We start from the raw sequence: 22,617 nt of genomic DNA on the forward strand, positions 1-22,617 counted from the left end.
ATGACAGCAGGTTTTACGATCGGTAAAGGAGCGATTTTGGCTTTTGCTTACGCAAATTATGATTATGTCTGTTTCCTAGATTCTCACGAATATCAAGAGGGTTTTGGGAAAACTCAATTTGACTGGGTGATTGGTGCAAGTGAGAAAATAGATACAAATTTTGATATCCAAAAACTGCAAGAATTACCAAAGAATGAATTCTATTTTCATCATTTCTCCTATGATCTGAAGAACGAATTGTATGATAATTTACATTCAAAAAATCCCAAGAGAATTAACACCCCTTTGTCTGTATTAATGAAACCTGACTGGGTTCTTGCTTCAAAAAACGGAGAACTTATTCTGATAAAAGAACCCGATTTTGATCTCAAACAAATAGATCAGTTAACAAATGCGGGCTTGAAGAAAAACACACATTTAGAATCTCTGTGGACAAAAGAGCAATATGAAAGTGCTTTTTTAAATTGTATGAATGAGTTACAGCAAGGAAATATTTATGAAGTAAATCTATGTCAAGAGTTTGTATATCATAATTTTGAGGAGAATCCTACAGAAGTCTTTTTAGAGATTAATGACAAGGCAAAGGCTCCTTTTTCTAGTTTTTTTAAGATAAAAGAACATAGTTTACTCTCTTTTAGTCCTGAGCGTTATCTGTATAAAAACAATAAATATATTCAATCGCAACCAATAAAAGGGACTCGTCCAAGGGGTAGGAATATTACAGAGGATACGCAGTTTATTGAAGATTTAAAGAGTAGCTTAAAAGAAGTTTCTGAAAATACCATGATTGTTGATTTGGTTAGAAACGATCTCTCTCATTTTGCTGAAAAATCAAGTGTGAAAGTAGAGGAATTATGTGAGATTTATACATTTCCCCATGTTCATCAAATGATCTCTACAATTTCTGCTGAACTCAGAAAAGAATCTGATTTTTGGAAAGCATTTTTTAAAGCATTTCCAATGGGTTCTATGACGGGAGTTCCTAAAATAGAAGCCATGAAAATAATAGAAAGAGAGGAGGATTTCCAACGTGGAGCTTACGCTGGCTCTATTGGTTTTTCCTACCAAGAAGCGGCAGATTTTAGTGTGCTTATCCGAACATTAATTTATGATTCTGTAAGTGAATTAGCTACTTTGCCAGTGGGTGGAGCTATTACGATAAGGGCTGAAGCCGAAGAAGAATACGAAGAATGTTTAGTGAAAAAGTATGGAATAGAAAAAAGTATCCTCCGCTAAACGATCTGTAGAACGGAGGAGCAATTACTTACCGAATAATTTTGTAATTGAAAGAGCCTTTAAGGGTTCTGAACTCAATAATATACGCTCCACGTGTAAGTTGATCTAAAGAAATTAAGCCTTCACTAGGTATGTCAATCAGGACTTTTCTTCCAAAGGAATCGTATAGCAATACCTCAGTAATTGTTTCAATGGGATAATGAAGTAAATGTTTTGTATAATTATAAAATATTTTATTAGTGAAATAATCTTCTAGAGCAAGGTCTTGTATCGTGATCGTTTTTGTAATCGTGTCACTTTTATTACATTTTGTAGCAATAAGTTGAATGTCAAAATTCCCCGAAGATTGATACACATGCACGGGTGCTTTATCAGAAGAAATTCCACCGTCTCCAAAATTCCATTGATAGGTAGTTGATCTCTCAGAAAGGTTTGTTAATTCCACAATTGTATCATTTTTTATGGAGAAATTAAAATCAGCAATTGGGTTATATTTCCCCACATTCCATAAGGGTAAATTATTATAAACGATGTGCTCAACAGCTTGAATGATTTCTTGTTTATCGCTTTGTGATACTCCATTTGGAGCATAACTTGTCATCAGTGGTTTTTTATTAAATAAAATGGTATAAAAAGTTTGAGCAGCTACATAAGATCCTAAAAGAGAAGGATGAGACTCATCAGGTGAATACAATTCTATTCCAGTATTATTATCTCTTAAATAACGCCAAACTGCACCCACAGGTGAAATTAAAGATTGCGTATTATTTGCCATAAAGGTATAACGGGCACGCAGAGAATCATCCATACCTTCATAGGTGCAAAGCCACGGTGCAACAGCGCAATTGTTGGCATCACCATTTTTTCTTCCCCATGTCATAAAAAATACGGGTTCAGTACATTCGTTATTGTCTTTTATGGTATTTACTAATTGAACAGCATAAGGATAAGTCTGGTTCATAAATTGCCCTGTGGGAAACGAGGGTTCTTGACTTTGTGCTTGAATACTTACAAAATCCCAATTTTTACTATTAATCAATTGGGTTAATTGTTGATTTGTTGCATGCTGCTGTAAGGGAGCTCCTCCAGGTGTATGACTTTGGATTTCAAGTGTGTCTTGGTAAGAAAGTGCTATTTGCTTAGTAAGATCGGGTAAATTGTGGTAAAAAGTATAGCTATTTCCTATAAAAAGAATTGATTTCGATTCTTGGGCAACTACTAAAAATCCAAAAAATAAAAAGAATGAAGTAAGAAATGTATTTCTCATAAAAAAGATAAATAAATGGACAAAAAAAACCTCCGTACTTTTTGAAATACAAAATACGAAGGTTGTAAAGGTATGAAAAGTAAAAGAACTGATTTTGCCTTATCTCACTAAGATCTTTTTTGTTATCTGTTCTTTGCGTGAATTTTTTAGTTGGAGATAATATATTCCAGGTACTAAAGAAGGAGTCTTTAAGGCTTTTTGAGAATGAGCATCTATTTCTCCAAAGTACTGAATTTTTTGCCCTAATGTGTTCATTAGTTGTATGTCTAATGTTTCATTTAGGTTGTTGTGAATAAAGATATTTCCATTTTTTTGTGAGACAATAAGTTTCTTGGAATCTATTTCTTCTAAGCCAATATTTTTTTCAATATATACGCAATAATCCTCTGTTTGTCCCACATCTTGAAGGTTTAATCCACAGGCTTTTGCTATTTTGTTTTGTCTAATCGCGATTCTCAATCTCGTAACGCCCAAAGCGGCATTTTGAGGAATTGTGATATTAAAGCTTTGAGTAGAAAGAGCAAAACTGGCATTGAGTATTTGTTCAGCAGTAGTAAAAAGACCATCTTGATTGAAGTCAATCCAAGCAATTACAGAATTGTTTGAAAAAGTGGGCTTTGTTGTTTTTATTTGTAGCTGATAGTTTTTATTTTGTTTGAGAACAACAGATCCTAGGTGCGTAAAGTTTTCATACCCTATTTTAGCGGAGCTTAAATGAATAAAAGTATCTATTTTTACTTGTGTAATATAAGAACTACCGCCATATTGATTTCCTACTTCACAATAATCTAAATCTTGACAGTTTCCACAGCCTTTTGTTGTCCATTCAATCATTTGGCTATTTGTAAAAGCATTTCCACACGGTACACGAACGTACCCTGTATATGTTTCACATGAGTCTAAACCATTAATCACAAAGCTACTTCCTCCTATGGTGATCGAGTCATAGGCATTTGCCATGATGTTTTTATAAAACAAAGTAGATTGTGTATTTGCAGAAGGATTCCATTGCCATTGAACTGCTGTATAATTTTTCTGAATAATTTCTAATGTTGGCACATTACAGCAACCTTCTGTTTTGAATAAAACAGAATTTGACAGAACTTGGGAAGTATCAGAACATGTATTGAGTATTTTGGCTCGATACCAAGTGCAATTTTGGAGGTTGCTAAAAGTATAGCTTGTATCAGTTGTTGATATCGTATCCCAAGAATTATTTGCAATATCTTGAAGAAGTATTTGGTAATCAGTGAATGAAACCACATTGGTGTCCATCCAAGAAATTGATGCAGAATCTTCGGTAATATTTGTAGCAATGAGCGGTGTTACACTCGGACAGTTACTGCAATCATCCAAAAGTAATTCCATACTCTTCCCAATATTTAATCTTTTTCCTGTGGAAGTGATATTTTGGATAGAAGCATTACTATCTCCACCTTGCAAAATATAACCTTTTACTTTCAAGGCTGCCATTTCTGGTGATGTTTTAGCCAGTTGCATAAGATTCCCACAGTCTGCGGCATATAGTAAACCAATTGTCCCTGCTACATGAGGCGTTGCTCCTGAAGTACCTCCAAATCCTCCAAAAGTATTTCCAGATCTTGCAGTATAAGTTCCTTCGCCAAAAGCACCTAGATCTACTGAGTTTAGACCATACCCTGCTTGATTAACCTTTTGATCTTGGTTATTGATATTAGTGACAGCAACTAGGTAATCACTACTACATTGTGTAGGTAAATCTCCATCGGTATCCACATTCACATCCAAGTTTGCCGTAGCTCCTGCATTTAGGATTCCCACAGCACCCAATGAATCATAAAAATTACACCAAAGTGGCGCATTGGCAGCTTGTCCGTAGTTTACCCCCCAAGAGGCATTTGTGGCAACTACAAATGCACCTTCAAGTCCATTGCTTTCATTATATTTTTTTCTTGCTAAATAAGGATATGTGTATGCTGCTAATGCTTGAGCTTCGTTTCCTCCACCAGAAACTGCCATTATTTTTATATCCCAACTTATTCCAGATACACCAAAATTATTATTCCCTTTTGCTCCAATAATTCCTGCTACGGGAGTTCCGTGCCAAGTATTAGAAGTGATAATTCCTGTATTATTATAGGCATTCCATCCAAAATAATCATCTACATAACCATTTCCATCATCATCTACTCCGTTATTCGGAATTTCCGCTTCATTTTTCCACCAGTTATTTTCAAAATCTGTATGTGATAGTTCAAACCCACCATCAATGACACAAACTACGATGGTGTCGCCATCTGCTGTGAGACCTCCTGTTGTGTGTTCCCATGCATTTTCAATATCTAAATCAGCTCCGTTTAATGCTCCGTTTTGTCCTGTATTGTTGTATTGCCATTGACTTCCATAAAGCAAATCATTAGGACTATTTCTATTCTCTAAAATATGATTCACCTGAGCTTCTGCTACTTTTTCGGAGTTTTTTAATGCGCTGATTAATTCTTGGGCAGACCAAAACTTTTCATCAAAACGTATTTGATATATATCAAAAGGAGGAGAAACAAGTCTTATAAGCTCAAAATGGGTTGGTTTAGATTCAATTCTTTGATTGTTTTGGATCCATTGATCAATTTTTTCATTTGATTTTAATTGAATCAATAATTCTCCCGGTTCATAATTTTGAGCGAAGCCTTGAAAGAATAGTAATGAAAAAAGCAAAGAAAAGAGTCTTGTTATCATAATGTACGTATTGAGTTAGGACTGTAGAAATAGTGAGAAAAGGTTATTTTTTTATACCATTCCTGATTTTAACCAAATTACAGCAAAAACTATACACGAAAAAGGGATGTACAATATTTCATTGCACATCCCTTTGTTAATTTTTGTGTAAATAGGATTTCTACTATCTCAAATCATTTACATCATAATTACTAAAATTACTCATATTTGGCTCAAAGGCTGCTGAGTTCAAGTTTTGAGAATTGGTAACTTTTACTGTAGAAATTGTTCCATTTTTCTCATGACGAGTAATTTCTTTGATGTCGTAATTATCAAAATTGATAATAATTTTCTTTACATCAGCTTGTGCTGATTTTGGCTTCAATTCTATTTGATATTTTCCAAATTTTAGATCTTTACCACTAATATGAAAATCGTTTTTATAGTTTTCAAAATAAGTAGTGAAAGATAAACCCTCTTCTTCATCTTGGTCGGGCTTTGTGATGGTAATCTCTTCATCATCATGAGCCAATGTGTATAAATCAGTCCCATTGAAGTATATTTCCATATTACTAGAAGTGATATCTAAGTGATATTTTGTCTCAGAAGCTACTAAAACTCCATTTTGACTTTGTTGAACATTGGCTTTTGTGTTTACTAAATCAAAGGTGAAAGTAAATTCTTTTGCACCTGATAGAAGTAAATTATTCTTAGCTTTCATCATATACATCTCGGGTTCAGACTGAGCATACCCGTTGTGGAAAGAGAATAAAAGCACTAAAATGGAAAGGATATTTTTAATCATCGTTCTAAATTTTCCGTAAAGTTAATCATTTTCCTACAATTCATTCAAGAACTGTTCCAAAGCATATTCGTCAGGAATGAGAACATCTCTCGCTTTAGAGCCTGCAAATGGACCTACAATTCCTGCGGCTTCTAGCTGATCCATAATTCTACCTGCACGGTTGTAACCTAGTTTTAGTTTTCTTTGAATAAGCGAGGTAGATCCCTGCTGATGAAGTACGACAACCTTGGCGGCTTCTTCAAACATGGCATCTCTCTCATTGAGATCAATATCTGCTATTCCGCTGTCTCCACTGTCTTCCCCAACAAATTCTGGTAATTGAAAGGCTTGCGGATATCCTTTTTGTGATCCAATGTACTCACAAAGTTCTTCTACTTCAGGCGTGTCAACAAAAGCACATTGAATACGCACGAGGTCATTACCATTTGAGTAGAGCATGTCTCCACGACCAATTAATTGATTAGCTCCAGAAGCATCTAGAATGGTTCTAGAATCTGTGTTTGAGGTTACTCTAAATGCAATTCTTGCTGGGAAATTGGCTTTTATCGTTCCTGTGATAATATTTGTTGTAGGTCTTTGTGTGGCTACTATTAGGTGAATACCCACGGCACGAGCAAGTTGTGCTAAACGGGCAATTGGAAGTTCAATTTCTTTTCCTGCTGTCATTATTAAATCGGCAAATTCATCAATGACCAAGACAATATATGGTAAGAAACGATGTCCATTTTCGGGGTTTAGTTTTCTATTTCTAAACTTTACATTATACTCCTTGAGGTTTCTACAATGGGCTTTTTTAAGTAATTCGTAGCGTGCATCCATCTCTACACAAAGAGAGTTTACCGTGTTAACTACCAGTTTGTTCTCTGTAATTATCGCTTCTCCATCACCGGGTAGCTTTGCTAAGAAATGTCTTTCAATATGGTTGTAAAGCGTAAGTTCTACCTTTTTAGGATCTACCAATACAAGCTTGAGTTCCGCAGGGTGTTTTTTGTAAAGCAAGGAGGTTAAAATGGCATTCAATCCAACAGACTTTCCTTGTCCTGTAGCACCTGCCATTAGCAAGTGAGGCATTTTTGCTAAATCTGCTACATAGGTTTCATTGGAAATCGTTTTTCCCAATGCTACAGGGAGCTCCATTTTTGCGTTTTGGAATTTTTCAGACAAGAGTACCGATTTCATCGATACAATTTTGGGGTTTTTGGTAGGAACTTCTATTCCTATTGTTCCTTTTCCTGGAAGTGGAGCAATAATTCTTATTCCCAAGGCTGCTAAACTTAAAGCAATATCGTTTTCCAGACCTTTTATTTTTGAAATTCTCACCCCTGGTGCTGGCACTATTTCATAAAGGGTAATAGTAGGGCCTACTGTGGCAGAAATAGAGGAAATTTCGATTTTGTAGTTCCTCAGTGTTTCTACAATTTTTTCTTTATTAGATTGTAATTCCTCAGGATCAACAGAAACATCAGATCCCTCATACTCTTCCATGATGGAAAGTGGAGGTATTTCATAATTCCCTAGTTCTAAAGTAGGATCAAATTCTCCATATTCTTCAACGAGCTTGTCGGCTATATCATTAGGTTCTGCAATTTCTTTTGGTGTAGAAACTTCCGCTACTTTGATCTCTGGAACTATTTTTTCACCTTCAGGTACAATAATTTCTAAGTCTTTTGGAGCTTCTGGTTCTTTGTTTGTTTTTTTCTTTGTTTGTACAGGTTCTGGAACTTCAAAGCTGACTTTATTTCCTTCGGTTTTAATAGGGTCTTCTGTGAATGTTGGAGTTTTTTCTTCTATTTTTTGAACGACTTCTTTTACGGGTGTCGGTTTGCTAATAGATTCTTTTTTAGGTTTTTCTTTCTCCTTTTTTATTGGAATTGGTGTTTCTGTAGAATGGCTTGCTTCTATTTTTTCTTTCACCATTTCTGTTTTTGACTCCTTCTTTGGGAAAGAAGGTACCATTTTCTTTGCTTTTTCTAAAGGGTTGTCTTTAAAGAATTTTGAAATACTTTTTGGATTTATTTTAAGTCCGTAATTGATTACCAAAAAACTGAACAGAAAAAATAAAATGAGTGCTAAAGTTCCAAAATTTCCTAATAGGTGTGATAAATTTTCTGAGATTGTAAAGCCCACATGACCTCCCAAAATGGGTGGAGTACTATTGAAAAAAAAGGCAAGTGAAATAGGAAGCCATAAAGCCCAAAAAATAGATTTTTTTATAACTGGAAGAATATGGACTACTTTTTCTTGCATAAAATTATTCAGACCTACCAAAAGCATGATAATCGGAAGAATAAAAATGGCTAAACCAATTTGTTTGTAAATAAAGAAATGTGCTGTTCTTGTAAAAAATGTACCATTAGGCAGTTGGATATTTTTATTGAACATATACTTACTCCATTCTTTAGAAACAAGGCTTTGATAGGATTTCCAATTAAAAATATAATCGAAAAAAGTAACGATAAGAACCACCGAAAAAACAATGAGAAACAATCCCCAGAGCAAACGAGTAGTATCTGTTCTTAGGAAATCATGCCATTTTCTTTCTTTTAGGTGAGGTTCCATGGAAGGGTCTACTCCCATTTGTGAAAAATCTTCTTCTTGATGTCTTGATTGCATATTGGGTCGCTATTCACGAATAATTTTGTTCAAATTTCGATTTTTATTTTATGGTTGATCGGATTTAAAATAGATAAATTAAAACACTTCAAACCTTCAATCGGATTATAATTTACAAAATAACCAAAAAATACTAAATGATTGTTTCTTTTTTTCGATTTTGAGTGGGATATAATTAATGGAATTCGTTTTGAGAAAGACTTTATGCTTTTGAAATCAAAATAGAAACGGTATTTCCACCAAAACCAGAAGCATTTATAAGAATTTTTTTAGGCTGTTGAATGGTCTTATTTTTAAGAGTGTTTGGATATGGCAGATCGATGTTGAATTCTTGCATTTCAAATAAATGAAGAGCGAAGTCAATATTTAAAATTCCCGAAGCACCTAAGGTATGTCCGTATAAATATTTGGTGGAGAAAATAGGAATTTCTGAATCAAAATTTTTACAAGCTTCTATTTCTGCACGGTCACCTTGGAGTGTCCCTGGAGCGTGAAGGAGAATTAAGTCGATCTCTTTTTTATGGACTGCTTCACAAGCTTTTTCCATGCTTTCAAGATATCCTGCTCCTGTATCTGAAATGGCAGCGGGGTGTTTAAATTCTTCGGTAGCAAAACCAATTCCTTCTATTTTTGCCAAAGCATTGTTCTTTTCGGAAGAAAGAAGTAAAAGCCCTGCACCTTCGCCTAAAATCATGGAAGATTTTTTTGGGTTTTCTTCCAAAGGTTTGGAGGGGTAGGGGAGTCCGAAAGGAGAATAAATTCCCAGTTTTTTAAACATCGATACACTAAAACTTGATATACAAGATTCTGTTCCTCCCACGATAAAAGAATCACTCATCCCAGATTGAATCCAAGCAGCAGCATTGGCAATGGCATGGAGGCTAGAACTACACGTAATGGAATGACTGATATTTATTCCGCTTGTATTTAGGTGATTACTTAAATGACTAGAAACATTTCCTAAAGTGGTATTTGGAGAAGTGAAAACAGATAATGGTTCTTGTTTTAGGTGTTTTTTATATTGTGCTTCCCAAAGATTACTAGCACCTCTTGATGAAGCGATATTTATTCCTGATTGAGCAGGAATAGTCGTTTTTGCCTGTAATCTATTTCCTAAAAAGAGAATGAATTGAACACTTCTATCCAATTTTTTATACTGAGGAAACTGGTTTAAGAATTCATCAAAAAGATCTTCTTGAAGGTTTTTGGCTACATAAGAATGATTAAACTCTTGAAAACATCCATTATGTTCCAAAATATTTTTTTGAATGAGCCTGTATTCCGTTCCTAAAGACGATAAGGAAGTTCTGGCTTGTATATAAAGTTCTTTTTTCAAGGGTATTAAAGTACTTTTTTGAAATACTCGGCATATTTTAAGATCACTTCTTTAGTGATTTTTTCTTCAGGCAAAATACGTCCTAAATACTCAGTTTTAGAAATTTCTTGAATGACCTTCTCACTGGCAGGAGTAATTGTTCCATTAAAGATAATTCCTTTCACGGGAATATGATTTTGTTTTAAAATCTCCAAAGTCATTAGGCTGTGATTAATACTACCGAGGTAATTTTTTGAAACCACAATGACTTCCACATCTTTTTGAAGCTTTAACCAGTCGAGTAAAGTTTCTTGATAATTTATAGGAACCATTAAGCCACCAGCACCTTCCATAATTAAATGATTCTCTGTAGCGGCAACCTCAAGTTGAGAAAGTGTGATGTTTAGCTGTTCCATCTCTGCTGCTGCATGCGGAGAGAGCGGATTTTTTAAACAAACACATTCTGGATGTATAACTGTTTTACTGTTAGAAAGATATTTTTTTACAAAATTAATATCTCTCTCCTCCAAGCCGGCTTGTACCACTTTTTGGTAATCTGCCTGTAGAGCTTCTGTTAAAATGGTTGCTACTAGAGTTTTTCCTACTTCGGTGTCTATTCCTGTAACAAAATATTTTTTTTGCATCCTACTGGATTATTAGGAATCACTTTCTTCAAAAATGGCTTTAAGCTCGGTAGCATCTTCGGCCTTCATTCTTTTAGAAAGAACCAAACCAAGTTGACGTCTTCTTAGTGCAGCATCAAAACGTTTAATTTCTTCCTCTGTTTCGGGCACACAAACAGGTACTTCAATAGGTTTTCCTTGCTGATCTACTGCCACAAAGGTATAGATTGCTTGGTTACACATTATTCGATCACCAGTAGTATTATCTTCCATAAAAACATCAACAATGACTTCCATTGAAGATTTAAAAGCACGAGAAACCTGAGCTTCAAGCGTTACTACAGATCCCATAGGGATTGGCTTATCAAAAGAAACATGATTTACTGCTGCTGTTACCACAACTCTTTTACAAAACCTTCGGGCAGAGATGGCTGTTGCAATGTCCATCCAGTGCAATAATCTACCTCCCATAAGGTTGTTGAGTGGGTTTGTATCATTTGGTAAAACCAATTCGGTAAGAATGGTTTTAGAACTTTTTGCGAATACTTTTTGCATCGTGTTTAATTCAGAGTTTAAAACACGGCAAAGTTATTAATTTCTTACTTTTAAAAGCCATGCTCCTTTCTGAATGTTTTGGATACTTTTTAAATGGCTTTTAGCGAGGATTTTATTTGGGAAAGATTTCGAAATTACTTTGTAAAGTCCTTTTTTGTAGGATTTTATTTCAATAGGAATTTGTGTTTGAGATTCAATTTGCTCTTTTAGACCAGCTGCATTTTGTAAATCTCTAAATACTCCTACAACTACTTGAAACTCTATTGCGTTTGTGTTTGGATTGTTTTCTTCAATTAATACAAATTCTTCTTCTTCAAGTTCGTTTTCAAGAAGTAGATAATCGTGAATTTGAAGTGTATTGTGAACAGACGAAGTCATTTCAGAACTGCTTACTCCTGCATAGTTTGTTTGTTCTCCAAATCCATATTCAAGATCTTTAGCAAAATATAGACTTGCACCCAGCAAAGGAATCAGTACAGCACTAGCCCACATCCATTTATTAGATTTTTTAGGATTGGTAGTTTTTTCAACTCTAATAATGGGTTTTGATTTTAAAGTACCAATACCATAATTCTCTGCAAATAAGGTGGCTTTTTTAGTTTGGAAATCAATGTATTGATCTTCATTTAAGAAAAAATGTCCAATATTTCCAATCGCTATTTCATTTCCATTAAAAATATCAATTTTGAGTTGCTCAACAAAGTTCTTTAAAAGGATTTGAGCATCTGTAAGGCTTATTTTTTCTCGAATTGCAATGTACTTAGAGAGCATTCCATCGTCTTTCTGCTGAGGAGAAAGTGTAAAGTGCAAAGAACTCTGAAAAGAAAGATCTTTATTCGTTTTGTTAAACTCAAAAGATTTGCTTTTGCTTAAAACACCCAAGTGCTCAATAGCTACTTGTGGGTAGTTGAGTAATAATTCTTGTATGTAGTTTCCTATTTTATTCATGGATCTAAAAGAGTATTATTTGAATACCGTAAAACCGATAAGAAATTGGATTTTTTGCACTTTAAAAAAGCTAAATTACGACTTTTTTAGGAGTTTTTAGCGAAGTAGGATAAAACACTTTGGTTAACGTATCGCTATTTTGAGTGTAAATTTTTTATGAAAGCAAGGTTTATAAGTAGTTAATTCTGTGGTGTTTTTTTATCAAAAAATAGGTTTTCTGTTCTTAAAGTGAAGGAAAAATATGCTCTTTTAAAAAGAAAATCTAAATTTGCCATGATTTTGAAGAATCAATTTCTTCTTATTAGTAAGTTCATAAAACAAAGTTGTATGTCACAAAATTTAGTGATTGTTGAGTCACCAGCCAAAGCTAAAACTATTGAAGGTTTTTTAGGAAAAGATTTTTTGGTAAAATCCAGTTTTGGCCATATCCGAGATTTAAGTCATAAAAAAATGGGAGTAGATATCGAAAACGGATTTATCCCAGATTATGAAGTCTCTTCGGACAAAAAAGACTTGGTGAAAGAACTAAAGAAAGACGTTAAGAAAGCAGATATTGTTTGGCTAGCAACGGATGAGGACCGTGAAGGAGAAGCCATTGCTTGGCATTTATTTGAAGCTTTAGATTTGAGTAAAAAAGAGGTGAAAAGAATTGTTTTTCATGAGATTACTAAAACAGCAATCCAAAAAGCAATCAATAATCCTAGAGAACTTGATTATAATCTTGTAAATGCACAACAAGCAAGAAGAATATTAGATCGTTTGGTAGGTTTTGAGCTTTCACCTGTACTTTGGAAGAAGGTTCAGAGAGGTTTATCAGCGGGTCGTGTTCAGTCTGTTGCAGTAAGACTTATTGCTGAGCAAGAAAGAAAAATACAAGCATTTGAGTATAGTTCTGCTTTTAGAATTCAAGGGGATTTTGAAGCGGAAAATGGAGTGCTTCATGCAGAATATTCAAAGAGACCAGATTCAAAAGAAGGTGTTATAGCATTGTTTGAAAATTTAAAAAATGCACAATTTGCAGTTAATTCTGTAGAATCAAAACCTGCAAAAAGAAATCCATCAGCTCCATTTACTACTTCTACACTCCAGCAAGAAGCTTCAAGAGTGTTGAGTTTTTCGGTTTCAAAAACCATGATGATTGCACAGCGCTTATACGAAGCAGGGAAAATAACTTATATGCGTACCGATAGTGTAACGCTTTCTCAAGATGCAATTGATGCCTGTGCTAATTTTATTACCAATGCATTTGGAGATAAATATCTAAACTCTAAGCAATATTCTACTAAGGCAAAAGGAGCGCAAGAAGCTCACGAGGCCATTCGTCCTACCTATATGGAAAACGAAGGGAATGATCTTAGCGGAGATGAAGCAAGGTTATATGGTCTTATCAGAAATAGAACGATTGCTTCACAAATGTCTGCCGCAGAATTCTTGAGATCTACAATCAAAATCGGAATTTCTACTGATGACAATCATTTTATTGCTAAAGGGGAAATTTTAGTTTTCGATGGATTCTTAAAAATGTACCAAGCAGGAGAAAATAAAGATGTCATTCTTCCGAAAGTAAAAGAAGAAGAAGCACTGAATCGTTTGGATATTGCAGCTAAAGAACGTTTTTCAAATCATCCTCCAAGGTTTAATGAAGCCAGTTTGGTTAGGAAAATGGAGGAGTTAGGAATCGGAAGACCTTCTACGTATGCACCGACTATTTCTACTATCCAAAAAAGAAATTACGTAATAAAAGAGGATCGAGACGGAAAACAAAGGTCTGTTCATAGTATCACTCTACAAGGTGAGGAGATAGAAGCTGTGTTGCTCACAGAAAACTTTGGAGCCGAAAGAAATAAATTATTTCCTACAGACATCGGTTTGGTAGTGAACGACTTCCTTTTTGAGCATTTTGATAAAATAATGGATTATCATTTTACCGCCAATGTAGAAAATCTATTCGACGAAGTAGCCGAAGGAAGCATGGATTGGCAAAAAATGTTGGAAAACTTTTATGGAGAATTCCATACCAATGTGGAAGATGTAACCGAGAACTCTGAAAGAGCCAACGGACTTAGAGAGCTTGGGGTAGATCCAAAAACGGGAGAAAAGATTATTGTACGTATCGGAAGATATGGGCCTATGGCACAACTTGGGGAAGGAACTGAAGAAGAAAAACCTAAATTTGCAAGTCTTAGAGCTGGGCAGTCCTTAGAATCAATTACTCTAGAAGAAGCCATTGAGCTTTTTAAACTTCCAAGACAATTAGGTGAGTTTGAAGGAAAGGTAATGACTGCTGCCATTGGAAGATTTGGTCCATATATTCGTCACGATGGAAAATTTGTTTCCCTCAAGGAAGATGATCCATTGGAAGTTTCTGGAGAAAGAGCGATAGAACTCATACTGGAAAAAAGACAAGCCGATCTCGATAAAATAATTCACCAGTTTGATCAAGAAGAGCCACTCATCGAAGTGTTAAAAGGAAGATGGGGACCATTTATCAAGTCTGAAAAAAAGAATTATAAAATTCCAAAAGACGTAGATGCTACCACACTTGATAGAGCTGCTTGTGAGGAAATCATGAAAAATCAGCCAGCTAAAAGAAAAAAGGCTACTACTAGGAAGAAAACAACAGCTAAAAAGAAAACAACCACCAAGAAGAAGTAACTTATTTCTGGTATGATATAATATTAAACCTCTGATTTTTTTTCAGAGGTTTTTTGTTTTCTGTTTGTTTTTAAACAAAAGAAATGTTATTTAGCTTATTAAAAAGCAAGAGTTTAGCGTATATTTGATAATCTCAAATAATTGATTTATATTTGTTAGATAGACTTTTTATTTTTTTACCAACTAATTTTTTTTACTATGAAAAAGTTCGTTTTTATTTTTTTATTCTTTTTTAGTTTTTATCAAGGTTATTCTCAGGTTACTACCGACAATACTGCTCCTTATGATGATGTGGAGTACTTGATAAATAATGTTTTGTCTGACGGTAATGCAAATATTACCAATATCACCTTTACTACGGGAGATTATAACCAGATTGGTTATTTTCAAGATCAGAATGTAGCGTATAATACCTTTGGTTTTGAAGAAGGAATGTATATGATGTCTAGAGGACCTGCAATGATCAACTCTACAGGTGGAGGAACGGCATATAATAATCCTTCTCCTCAAGATGGAGATATGACAGCTTTAACACAGTTGATGTTTGGAACCAATTATAATGCAGCTCAGCACGATCAAAATAATCTGGCAATCATTGAATTTGATCTTGTAGCAGGGGATAGTTTTTTTGATTTTTGGTATGTGTTTGGATCAAGAGAGTATAATGGATATACTTGTTCTGGATCGTATAATGATTTATTTGGTTTCTTTATCTCGGGACCTGATCCTAATGGAGGGAATTATGTAGGGAAAAATATCGCAAGAATCCCTACAAGTATGGCTCAAAATTCTTTTACGAATACACCAGTAGCCATTAATACGGTTAATTCAGGGGTTGCAAACGGAGCTCAGACAAATTGTTCCAATGCTAATCCCAATTGGAATACTACAGATTCCGCTTATTTTATTGCTAATTATAACCCGAATAATCCCAATGTTGGCCCCGATGTCAACTATCCTGTTTATTTTGATGGTTGGACAGTGCCTTTAAGAGCTTATTTACCTGTTGTATGTGATGAAACATACCATTTTAAATTAGCCGTTTGTGATATAGCTGATCAGGCACTAGGTTCGGGAGTAATGTTACTTAAAAACAGTTTAAGTTCTCCAGTATCGGTAAACTTTCAAGCAAGTCCAAACGTAACACCAGATACCAATGGGTATTTTTATGAAGGATGTGGGCAAGCAAGTATCAAATTTTCTAGACCTAATTTGCCAAAATTTGCTCCTGGAACAGGAGATTTAAGAATCACTTTTGACTTATTAGGTACAGCCGTTTATGGACAAGATTATGTATTCTTAAACAGTCTCTCAGATTCAGATATTGTGATTCCTAATCATGCAAATGATTTTGACCTAATTATTGTTCCTAAGGAAGATGGATTAGTAGAACCAGTTGAAATAGCAACTATACGTGTAGATCAATTGAGTGTTGGAGGTTGTGATACCGCAACTTGGACAGATTTTGAAATAAAAATTGCCGATCACGAAGATATCCTTATTGATTTACCAGATGAGATTAAGGTTCATTGTCCTGGTGATGAGGCAAGTTTTGAAGCCATTATTTCGGGAGGTCTTCCGAATGTATTCGATCCAAAATATACCGTAAACTGGTCTCATATAGGTACAGCAGAAAAACAAACTGTTTATCCACAAGAAACAACTACTTATTATGTAGAGGTAAGCGATGTATGTCCTCAATCTGTAACAAGAGACAGTATCCGTGTTGTAGTACCTGTGTATGATAAATTAGAAATAGATTCACTGGATGATCAATTCCTGTGTTTGAGTGATGCAAGACAATATAATTTCCTTGAAAATAAAGTAAGAGGAGGAGACGAGTCCTATACTTTTGAATGGATTAATAATGAAAACAATGTTGTAGAACATATCGGAGATAATCCATTAATGTATCCTGGTAAATATACCGTAAAGGTAACTGATGGTTGTGGAAACACGGGAAGACAAGAAGTTGCCATTTATGATTATGAATTGCCAGATCAAGAAATTTTATATACGGAGACTAAAAATGAATTGGAGGTAGAATTTAGAAATCTAGAATTACCTATCAATGATAATGTCAATGAAATGTATGTGAAGTACAAATGGGACTTTGGTGATAACACGGGGACATTTGACAAAAACGGAACCTTTACACACAAGTTTCCAGCTTATGGAAAATACACGATCACGCTAACTACAACAAATAAAATTGGATGTGAAAAAACAGTAACACGAAATATTGATTTACGTCCATATATCTTTACACCAAATGTGTTTACACCAAATGGTGATGGTGAAAACGAAACCTTTAAAGTGGTTACAACAGATCAAGTAGAAGAATTCGAACTAAGAATCTTTAACCGCTGGGGTAAAGAAGTCTTTATGACCAAGGATCCATCTATAGAATGGAACGGAATGGATAAAGATGGAAAAGAATGTGAAGTAGGATCTTATCTATATAAAGGAACACTGAAAATCTACGAAGTAGAAGATGAAAAAGTGATTGATGGATATATCCTTCTAGCGAAATAGAAGAAATCTACAAGAATTTAAAAAGCTCAGATTATTAATCTGGGCTTTTTTTAGTTCAAGACGAATGGTAAATAGTTTTTATGAAGACTTTTGACTAATATACTTCCCAATAACAATACTGGTAAGAACCACTAAATACATTTGTCCTACTAGTCCTATAAGAACTACAATCTTTTGAGCCAGAGCAGTAGCAGGAAGAATATCACCATACCCAATGGTTAATAAGGTTACATAGCTAAAGTATAGTAAATTATCAAAAATAGAGATAGTGTTGTTATCTGCAATAATAAAAGAATTGGGATATATGAGCTCCGTAATCAGTGAAATAATAAAACCCAAGAAACCTAAGGAAATAAAACCGCTAATTAGCCCCATTATGGTGTTTTCATCGATCTTTTTTGTATTCCAAATTTGAAATATTAATTCCTTGGTGACAATAATGTGAAAGATGAAAAAAATGACTAAGCGAATCAAATTGAACAAATATTTCTGGTTTTCATCAAAAACCTCAATGAAAAAAGAAACTAATCCAAGAAAAATAAGTGCAGATAACCAAATTATTTTACCCTTTTTACTAAGTAAAATTAGACCAGCAAATAGTGCAAGAAAATTTAGAATAGGGGAAATATAATTGTTAAATAGATCCTCATGAAATACCAACGAACCAAAAAGAACGGCAATTTGAGCCGATAAGAAAATGGGAAAGCGATATGGATAAATTTTCTGTAACATTTAGCTAAAATACCAAGATTTAATAATTTCTGAAGACTGTTTTGAACAACGAATATCATAAAAAGTGGCAGGTGCCTCAAGAAGAGAGTCAAAGCTAAAATTTCAAATGCCTTACCGTAAGTCCATTGTTTTTAAGCTCCATAAGAGAGTCTATTCCAATATGAATGTGTTCATTCACATATTTTTCGGTAATGTTTTTATCAGATTTATCCGTCTTTACTCCTTCTGGTATCATTGGCTGATCTGAAACCAAAAGTAATGCACCCGTAGGAATTTTGTTATTAAATCCTGTAGTGAAAATTGTGGCAGTTTCCATATCAATACCCATTGCACGGATATGCCTTAAATATCGTTTGAAATCATCATCATGTTCCCAAACCCGTCTATTTGTTGTGTAAACAGTTCCTGTCCAGTAATCTCTTGAGTAGTTTCTGATTGTTGTAGAAATCGCTTTTTGTAAGGCAAAAGAAGGTAGTGCAGGTACTTCAGGTGGAAAATAGTCATCCGAAGTTCCTTCTCCTCTAATGGCAGCAATAGGTAAAATTAAATCACCGAGTTTGTTTTTCTTTTTAAGACCACCACATTTACCCAAAAACAGTACAGCTTTTGGTTTAATGGCAGAAAGTAGATCCATAATAGTAGCGGCATTGGGGCTTCCCATCCCAAAGTTGATAATTGAAATTCCATTATGTGTGGCACTTTGCATAGGTCTGTTTTGACCTTCGAGGGGAACATTGAATTCTTTAGCAAAAATCTTTACATAATTGAGGAAATTAGTCAATAGAATATAATCACCAAATTTTTCATTTTCAACACCCGTATAGCGGTGCAACCAGTTGTCAACAATTTCTTTTTTTGTTTTCATATTGAAGTTTTTTAAAATTTATTAAGACATGCTTTTCACAAAATTCGTTCCAGTGTTATGAACGTAGTGGAATAAGTGAGTATTAAACAAGTGTTATCAGTATTGTTTTTAGATCTCTCAGTTATTTTGAAAAGTAAGTAATGTCTAATTTTCCGATTAAGTTAAAACAATTTATCCTATTTTAACAGAAGCTAAAACTTAAAAGTATCTTACTAGACAAAGAATCTCCTATCTTTGATTGATAATATTCCTACAGTATGAAGAAAATAATATTTAGTATAAGTCTATTGAGTTTTTCCACACTTTTTGCACAACAAAAAGAATGGAATTTAAATACTTGTATAGATTATGCTTTGGAAAATAACTTGACAATCAAGCGATCAATTTTACAATATAATTCTAGTGAGTGGGATAAAAAATCAAGTTTTGGAAGTTTTCTACCCACTTTAAACGGATCTGTTAACGGAAGCTTAAACCAAGGTAGAAATATTGATCCCTTCACAAACGAATTTACGACCGTTACAAATAAATCTCTTAATGGAGGGTTGAATACAGGGCTTACCCTTTTTAATGGAGGAAGCTTGATGAAAAGGTTTCAAAATTCGAAACTGAATATTGCACAGCAGAAAAGTAATTTGGAACAAATAAAGCGAGACATTTCAATGAATATTGCACTTGCTTATCTACAAGTTCTATTTAATAAAGAAAACCTTGAAATGGCAGATGATCGTTTACTTATGAGTAAAGGGCAACTGGAAAAAACAAGTATTCAAGTATCAAAGGGAGCTCAGCCGAAAGCGAAAAAGCTGGAAGTAGAAGCTCAAATGTATTCAGATGAACAAGGAAAGGTGAATGCCGAATATGCTTTAAAAAGCTCTAAAATGCAACTTTTTCAATTATTGGATATACGAGATTTTGAAAATCAACAACTGCAAATACCTAATGTAGAAAGTGTTCCTTTGCAAAAAGACCATTGGGATATTGATAAAATATATCAAAAAGCTTTGATGAATTTACCAAAATACAAAGCAGCTCAATTACAAAAAGAAATTGCAGAAAACAATATAGAGGTTTCTAAAGCAAATGGTTTACCATCACTACGATTAGGTGCGAATATTGGATCTTTAGCATCCGATCAAGCAAAAACAATAGATCAATCTGTTACGCCAGTGGTTAAGCAAGTACAAGTGGGGCTTACAGAGGATGGTAAAAAAGTATTTGCTTCTCAAATACAACCCACATTTACAGCAATCCCATTAGGAACTCAATTAGACAATAATTTATCCTCAAGTGTTTCTCTAAGTTTAAATATCCCGATTCTTAATGGTTTTCAAACAAAAGTAGCTGTACAGAAAAGTAAAATAGCACAATTACAAGCCGAAATAGGAGAAAAAGAAACCGAAAATCAAATCTATAAAGATGTTCAAAGTGCCATTATTGATGCGGAGAAAGCATTTGAAGCTTTCCGTGTGGCATCAAAAACCTTAGAATCTACCCAAGCTAATTTAAATAATGCTGAAGAACGTTATAAACTCAATGCGATTAGTATTTATGATTTTCAACAAATAAAGAATGCCTATTTTAGTGCAAAAATTAGAAAATCTCAAGCCAAATACGATTATATTTTTAAACGTATGGTCTTAGAATTTTATCAAGGTAACGCAATTTCACTCCCTCAATCATAATCTTATGAAAAAGTTTATTATTATCGCCTTAGTACTTATATTAGGCTTTGTTGTCTATAAAGTATTGACATCAGAAACTAAGAAAAAAGGAAAAAAAGTTCATGTAGAGCAAGTGCTACAAGGAAATATTTTAGAAACTGTTTCGGCAAGTGGGAAAATTCAACCAGAAAAGGAAGTAAAGCTCTCACCTGATGTTTCTGGAGAAATTATTGAACTAACAGTTTTGGAAGGTCAAAAAGTGAAAAAAGGAGATTTTTTACTAAAGATAAAACCAGACCTTTATGAATCTGTTTTGAGTAAAACAAAAGCCAATTTGAGTTCGACAATTTCGAATCTTGAGTCCGCAAAATCAAGATATAAATTGAGTAAAGCTGAATACGAAAGATCTAAAGAATTGTTTGGAAAGAATATCGTTTCTCAATCAGAATTTGATAATGTAAAAGCAAATTACGAACAAGCAAAACTCAATGTAGATGGACTCAAACACCAAGTAAGCAGTGCAAGAGCAACTGTGAAAGAAGCTCAGGAAAACCTTGGCTTTACTAAAATATATTCTCCTGTAGATGGAACCATTTCTAAACTCAATGTAGAAAAAGGAGAACGTGTTGTGGGAACAGGTCAAATGAGTGGTACAGAAATCATGAAAATTGCCGATCTGAATTCTATGGAAGTTCTTGTTGAGGTGGGGGAAGCAGATATAATGAAATTAAAAATAGGAAACCCATGTAAAATAGAAGTCGATGCTTATTATAGCAAAACTTTTACAGGAACGGTTACAGAAATTGCTTCATCGGCAAAGGGAAATATGAGTCTTGATCAAGTAAGTACCTTTGAGGTTAAAGTAAGAATCGATAAAGAATCTTACCAAAGTCAAGGAGTGAATTTTAAGCCAGGAATGTCTGCTTCTTTGGAAATTCAAACAAAAAAGATTGAAAATAAAATAAAAGTACCTATTCAAGCAGTAACCATGAGAGTGGATAGTGCAAATATTCAGGAGTTAGAAAAACAAGGTTTGGAACCTGAAATGAAAGAAGTCGTTTTTGTTTACCAAGACGGAAAAGCCCTCCAAAAAGAAGTGAAAACAGGAATTCAAGATGAAAAACACATCGAAGTAGTTTCTGGTTTGAATGCAAATGAATGGGTAGTTACTGCACCTTATAAAGAAATATCTAAAAAACTTAAAACGGGAACTGAATTAGACACCGTACCTTTGTCAAAATTATTTAATTAATGCCCGACAAAAACTACATTCTTCAAATAGACACGAGCACAAAAGTTTGCTCTGTTGCAATATCGTTAAACGGAAAAACGATTGCTCATAAGGAAGTATTAGCACCAGATTATTCACACTCTGAGTTACTGATCAGTTTTGTGGAAACAGCTCTGGAAAATGCTCAGTTGAATAAAAAAGACCTATCAGCCATTGCAATTAGTCAAGGCCCGGGTTCCTACACTGGTTTGAGAATAGGAGCATCTACCGCAAAGGGTTTAGCATTTGCATTAAAAATTCCTTTGATAGCGATCGATACTTTACAAATTACCGCTACCTCTAAGACCGAATCAAAAACGCTTTCTGTTATGAGTGCTAGAGCAAATGAGGTGTATTGGGCAGTTTATAAAGATGGAATTTGTCAGCAGTCCATTTCATTGGAAACCGTAGAAGAATCTAGTTTTAAGGATTTAAAATCAGAAAAAATTGAAGTGGTAGGAAACGCTATTGATCTCTTAAAAAATACACTTTCTGATACAGATAAATGGAATTTTAATGAAATACCTTTTCCTTATTCTGCCCAAAAAATGAGTTCTTTAGCTTGGGAGAAATACCAAAAACAAGACTTTGTGGATTTAGCTTATTTTGAACCCATGTATTTTAAAGATTTTGTGGTTCAAAGGAAAAAGAAATAATACCATTTTTGGTGTTAATTTACCATAAGTATTTATCGATACATTTCTGAAAGTCAGTTATTAATGCAGTGAAAAAGTGGGTAGTTTTAGCAAGTAATCGGAAGAATTTGATTTTTTCATAAAAACACTTCTGAAGAAGACTGAAAACAGGAAATAAACCCTTTTTTTCAATAAAAAAAAGCTT

General features: G+C 34.1%; 16 protein-coding genes. 6 read left to right on the forward strand and 10 right to left on the reverse strand.

Annotated features, from left to right (window positions below; genetic code table 11):
- Positions 1-1,236 carry an anthranilate synthase component I family protein gene (locus N4A45_02030; protein ID MCT4663995.1) on the forward strand — a complete coding sequence of 412 codons (1,236 nt, stop codon included), beginning with the start codon at positions 1-3 and terminating at the stop codon, positions 1,234-1,236.
- Positions 1,237-1,264: 28 nt separating this feature from the next.
- Here the strand turns inward: N4A45_02030 and N4A45_02035 are convergent, their stop codons facing one another.
- The 8 genes from N4A45_02035 to N4A45_02070 form a co-directional block, all read right to left on the reverse strand.
- Positions 1,265-2,503: a PKD domain-containing protein gene (locus tag N4A45_02035; GenBank protein ID MCT4663996.1), complete on the reverse strand. Its 1,239-nt coding sequence runs from the start codon at positions 2,501-2,503 to the stop codon at positions 1,265-1,267.
- 99 nt (positions 2,504-2,602) lie between these two features.
- Positions 2,603-5,218 carry a S8 family serine peptidase gene (locus N4A45_02040; protein ID MCT4663997.1) on the reverse strand — a complete coding sequence of 872 codons (2,616 nt, stop codon included), beginning with the start codon at positions 5,216-5,218 and terminating at the stop codon, positions 2,603-2,605.
- A 163-nt stretch (positions 5,219-5,381) separates the two neighbouring features.
- Positions 5,382-6,002 (reverse strand): outer-membrane lipoprotein carrier protein LolA, encoded by a 621-nt coding sequence (locus N4A45_02045; GenBank protein MCT4663998.1) that lies wholly within the window; start codon positions 6,000-6,002, stop codon positions 5,382-5,384.
- A 33-nt stretch (positions 6,003-6,035) separates the two neighbouring features.
- Positions 6,036-8,615 carry a DNA translocase FtsK gene (locus N4A45_02050; protein MCT4663999.1) on the reverse strand — a complete coding sequence of 860 codons (2,580 nt, stop codon included), beginning with the start codon at positions 8,613-8,615 and terminating at the stop codon, positions 6,036-6,038.
- Between the two features lie 202 nt (positions 8,616-8,817).
- Complete coding sequence (locus N4A45_02055) at positions 8,818-9,951, reverse strand: beta-ketoacyl synthase (protein MCT4664000.1); 1,134 nt, start codon at positions 9,949-9,951, stop codon at positions 8,818-8,820.
- Between the two features lie 5 nt (positions 9,952-9,956).
- On the reverse strand, positions 9,957-10,574 hold the full coding sequence (gene bioD, locus N4A45_02060; protein MCT4664001.1) for a dethiobiotin synthase: 618 nt from the start codon (positions 10,572-10,574) through the stop codon (positions 9,957-9,959).
- Between the two features lie 12 nt (positions 10,575-10,586).
- Positions 10,587-11,108, reverse strand: a complete 522-nt coding sequence (locus N4A45_02065; protein MCT4664002.1) for an acyl-CoA thioesterase — start codon at positions 11,106-11,108, stop codon at positions 10,587-10,589.
- Positions 11,109-11,144: 36 nt separating this feature from the next.
- Positions 11,145-12,056, reverse strand: coding sequence for a hypothetical protein (locus N4A45_02070; GenBank protein ID MCT4664003.1), 912 nt, complete (start codon positions 12,054-12,056; stop codon positions 11,145-11,147).
- Between the two features lie 327 nt (positions 12,057-12,383).
- Here N4A45_02070 and topA point away from each other — a divergent pair, with 327 nt between their 5' ends.
- Positions 12,384-14,711: a type I DNA topoisomerase gene (gene topA / locus N4A45_02075; GenBank protein ID MCT4664004.1), complete on the forward strand. Its 2,328-nt coding sequence runs from the start codon at positions 12,384-12,386 to the stop codon at positions 14,709-14,711.
- Positions 14,712-14,909: 198 nt separating this feature from the next.
- Positions 14,910-17,246, forward strand: coding sequence for a choice-of-anchor L domain-containing protein (locus N4A45_02080; GenBank protein MCT4664005.1), 2,337 nt, complete (start codon positions 14,910-14,912; stop codon positions 17,244-17,246).
- 78 nt (positions 17,247-17,324) lie between these two features.
- Here N4A45_02080 and N4A45_02085 read toward each other — a convergent pair whose 3' ends face one another.
- Entirely contained in the window at positions 17,325-17,978 is a 654-nt protein-coding gene (locus tag N4A45_02085) for a potassium channel family protein (GenBank protein MCT4664006.1), read from the reverse strand.
- A 94-nt stretch (positions 17,979-18,072) separates the two neighbouring features.
- Entirely contained in the window at positions 18,073-18,843 is a 771-nt protein-coding gene (locus N4A45_02090; GenBank protein MCT4664007.1) for an AMP nucleosidase, read from the reverse strand.
- 257 nt (positions 18,844-19,100) lie between these two features.
- Between N4A45_02090 and N4A45_02095 the strand changes: the two genes are divergently transcribed.
- Genes N4A45_02095 through tsaB form a run of 3 tightly spaced genes read left to right on the forward strand, consistent with a single transcriptional unit; the run spans position 19,101 to position 22,433 of the window.
- Entirely contained in the window at positions 19,101-20,528 is a 1,428-nt protein-coding gene (locus N4A45_02095) for a TolC family protein (protein MCT4664008.1), read from the forward strand.
- Between the two features lie 4 nt (positions 20,529-20,532).
- The gene (locus N4A45_02100; protein ID MCT4664009.1) at positions 20,533-21,759 is read left to right on the forward strand and encodes an efflux RND transporter periplasmic adaptor subunit; all 1,227 of its coding nucleotides are present in this window, start codon (positions 20,533-20,535) and stop codon (positions 21,757-21,759) included.
- Positions 21,759-22,433: a tRNA (adenosine(37)-N6)-threonylcarbamoyltransferase complex dimerization subunit type 1 TsaB gene (gene tsaB, locus N4A45_02105; GenBank protein MCT4664010.1), complete on the forward strand. Its 675-nt coding sequence runs from the start codon at positions 21,759-21,761 to the stop codon at positions 22,431-22,433. The genes N4A45_02100 and tsaB overlap by 1 nt, the downstream gene beginning before the upstream one ends.
- Positions 22,434-22,617: the final 184 nt, after the last annotated feature.

Source organism: Flavobacteriales bacterium, from assembly GCA_025210805.1.
Classification (GTDB): Bacteria; Bacteroidota; Bacteroidia; order Flavobacteriales; family CAJXXR01; genus JAOAQX01.

Excerpts from the sequence above, each read along its gene's own strand:
- N4A45_02030 (MCT4663995.1), top strand. The coding sequence starts at position 1 with ATGACAGCAGGTTTTACGATCGGTAAAGGAGCGATTTTGGCTTTTGCT.
- N4A45_02035 (MCT4663996.1), bottom strand. The coding sequence starts at position 2,503 with ATGAGAAATACATTTCTTACTTCATTCTTTTTATTTTTTGGATTTTTA.
- N4A45_02040 (MCT4663997.1), bottom strand. The coding sequence starts at position 5,218 with ATGATAACAAGACTCTTTTCTTTGCTTTTTTCATTACTATTCTTTCAA.
- N4A45_02045 (MCT4663998.1), bottom strand. The coding sequence starts at position 6,002 with ATGATTAAAAATATCCTTTCCATTTTAGTGCTTTTATTCTCTTTCCAC.
- N4A45_02050 (MCT4663999.1), bottom strand. The coding sequence starts at position 8,615 with ATGCAATCAAGACATCAAGAAGAAGATTTTTCACAAATGGGAGTAGAC.
- bioD (MCT4664001.1), bottom strand. The coding sequence starts at position 10,574 with ATGCAAAAAAAATATTTTGTTACAGGAATAGACACCGAAGTAGGAAAA.
- N4A45_02065 (MCT4664002.1), bottom strand. The coding sequence starts at position 11,108 with ATGCAAAAAGTATTCGCAAAAAGTTCTAAAACCATTCTTACCGAATTG.
- N4A45_02070 (MCT4664003.1), bottom strand. The coding sequence starts at position 12,056 with ATGAATAAAATAGGAAACTACATACAAGAATTATTACTCAACTACCCA.
- topA (MCT4664004.1), top strand. The coding sequence starts at position 12,384 with ATGTCACAAAATTTAGTGATTGTTGAGTCACCAGCCAAAGCTAAAACT.
- N4A45_02080 (MCT4664005.1), top strand. The coding sequence starts at position 14,910 with ATGAAAAAGTTCGTTTTTATTTTTTTATTCTTTTTTAGTTTTTATCAA.
- N4A45_02085 (MCT4664006.1), bottom strand. The coding sequence starts at position 17,978 with ATGTTACAGAAAATTTATCCATATCGCTTTCCCATTTTCTTATCGGCT.
- N4A45_02090 (MCT4664007.1), bottom strand. The coding sequence starts at position 18,843 with ATGAAAACAAAAAAAGAAATTGTTGACAACTGGTTGCACCGCTATACG.
- N4A45_02095 (MCT4664008.1), top strand. The coding sequence starts at position 19,101 with ATGAAGAAAATAATATTTAGTATAAGTCTATTGAGTTTTTCCACACTT.
- N4A45_02100 (MCT4664009.1), top strand. The coding sequence starts at position 20,533 with ATGAAAAAGTTTATTATTATCGCCTTAGTACTTATATTAGGCTTTGTT.
- tsaB (MCT4664010.1), top strand. The coding sequence starts at position 21,759 with ATGCCCGACAAAAACTACATTCTTCAAATAGACACGAGCACAAAAGTT.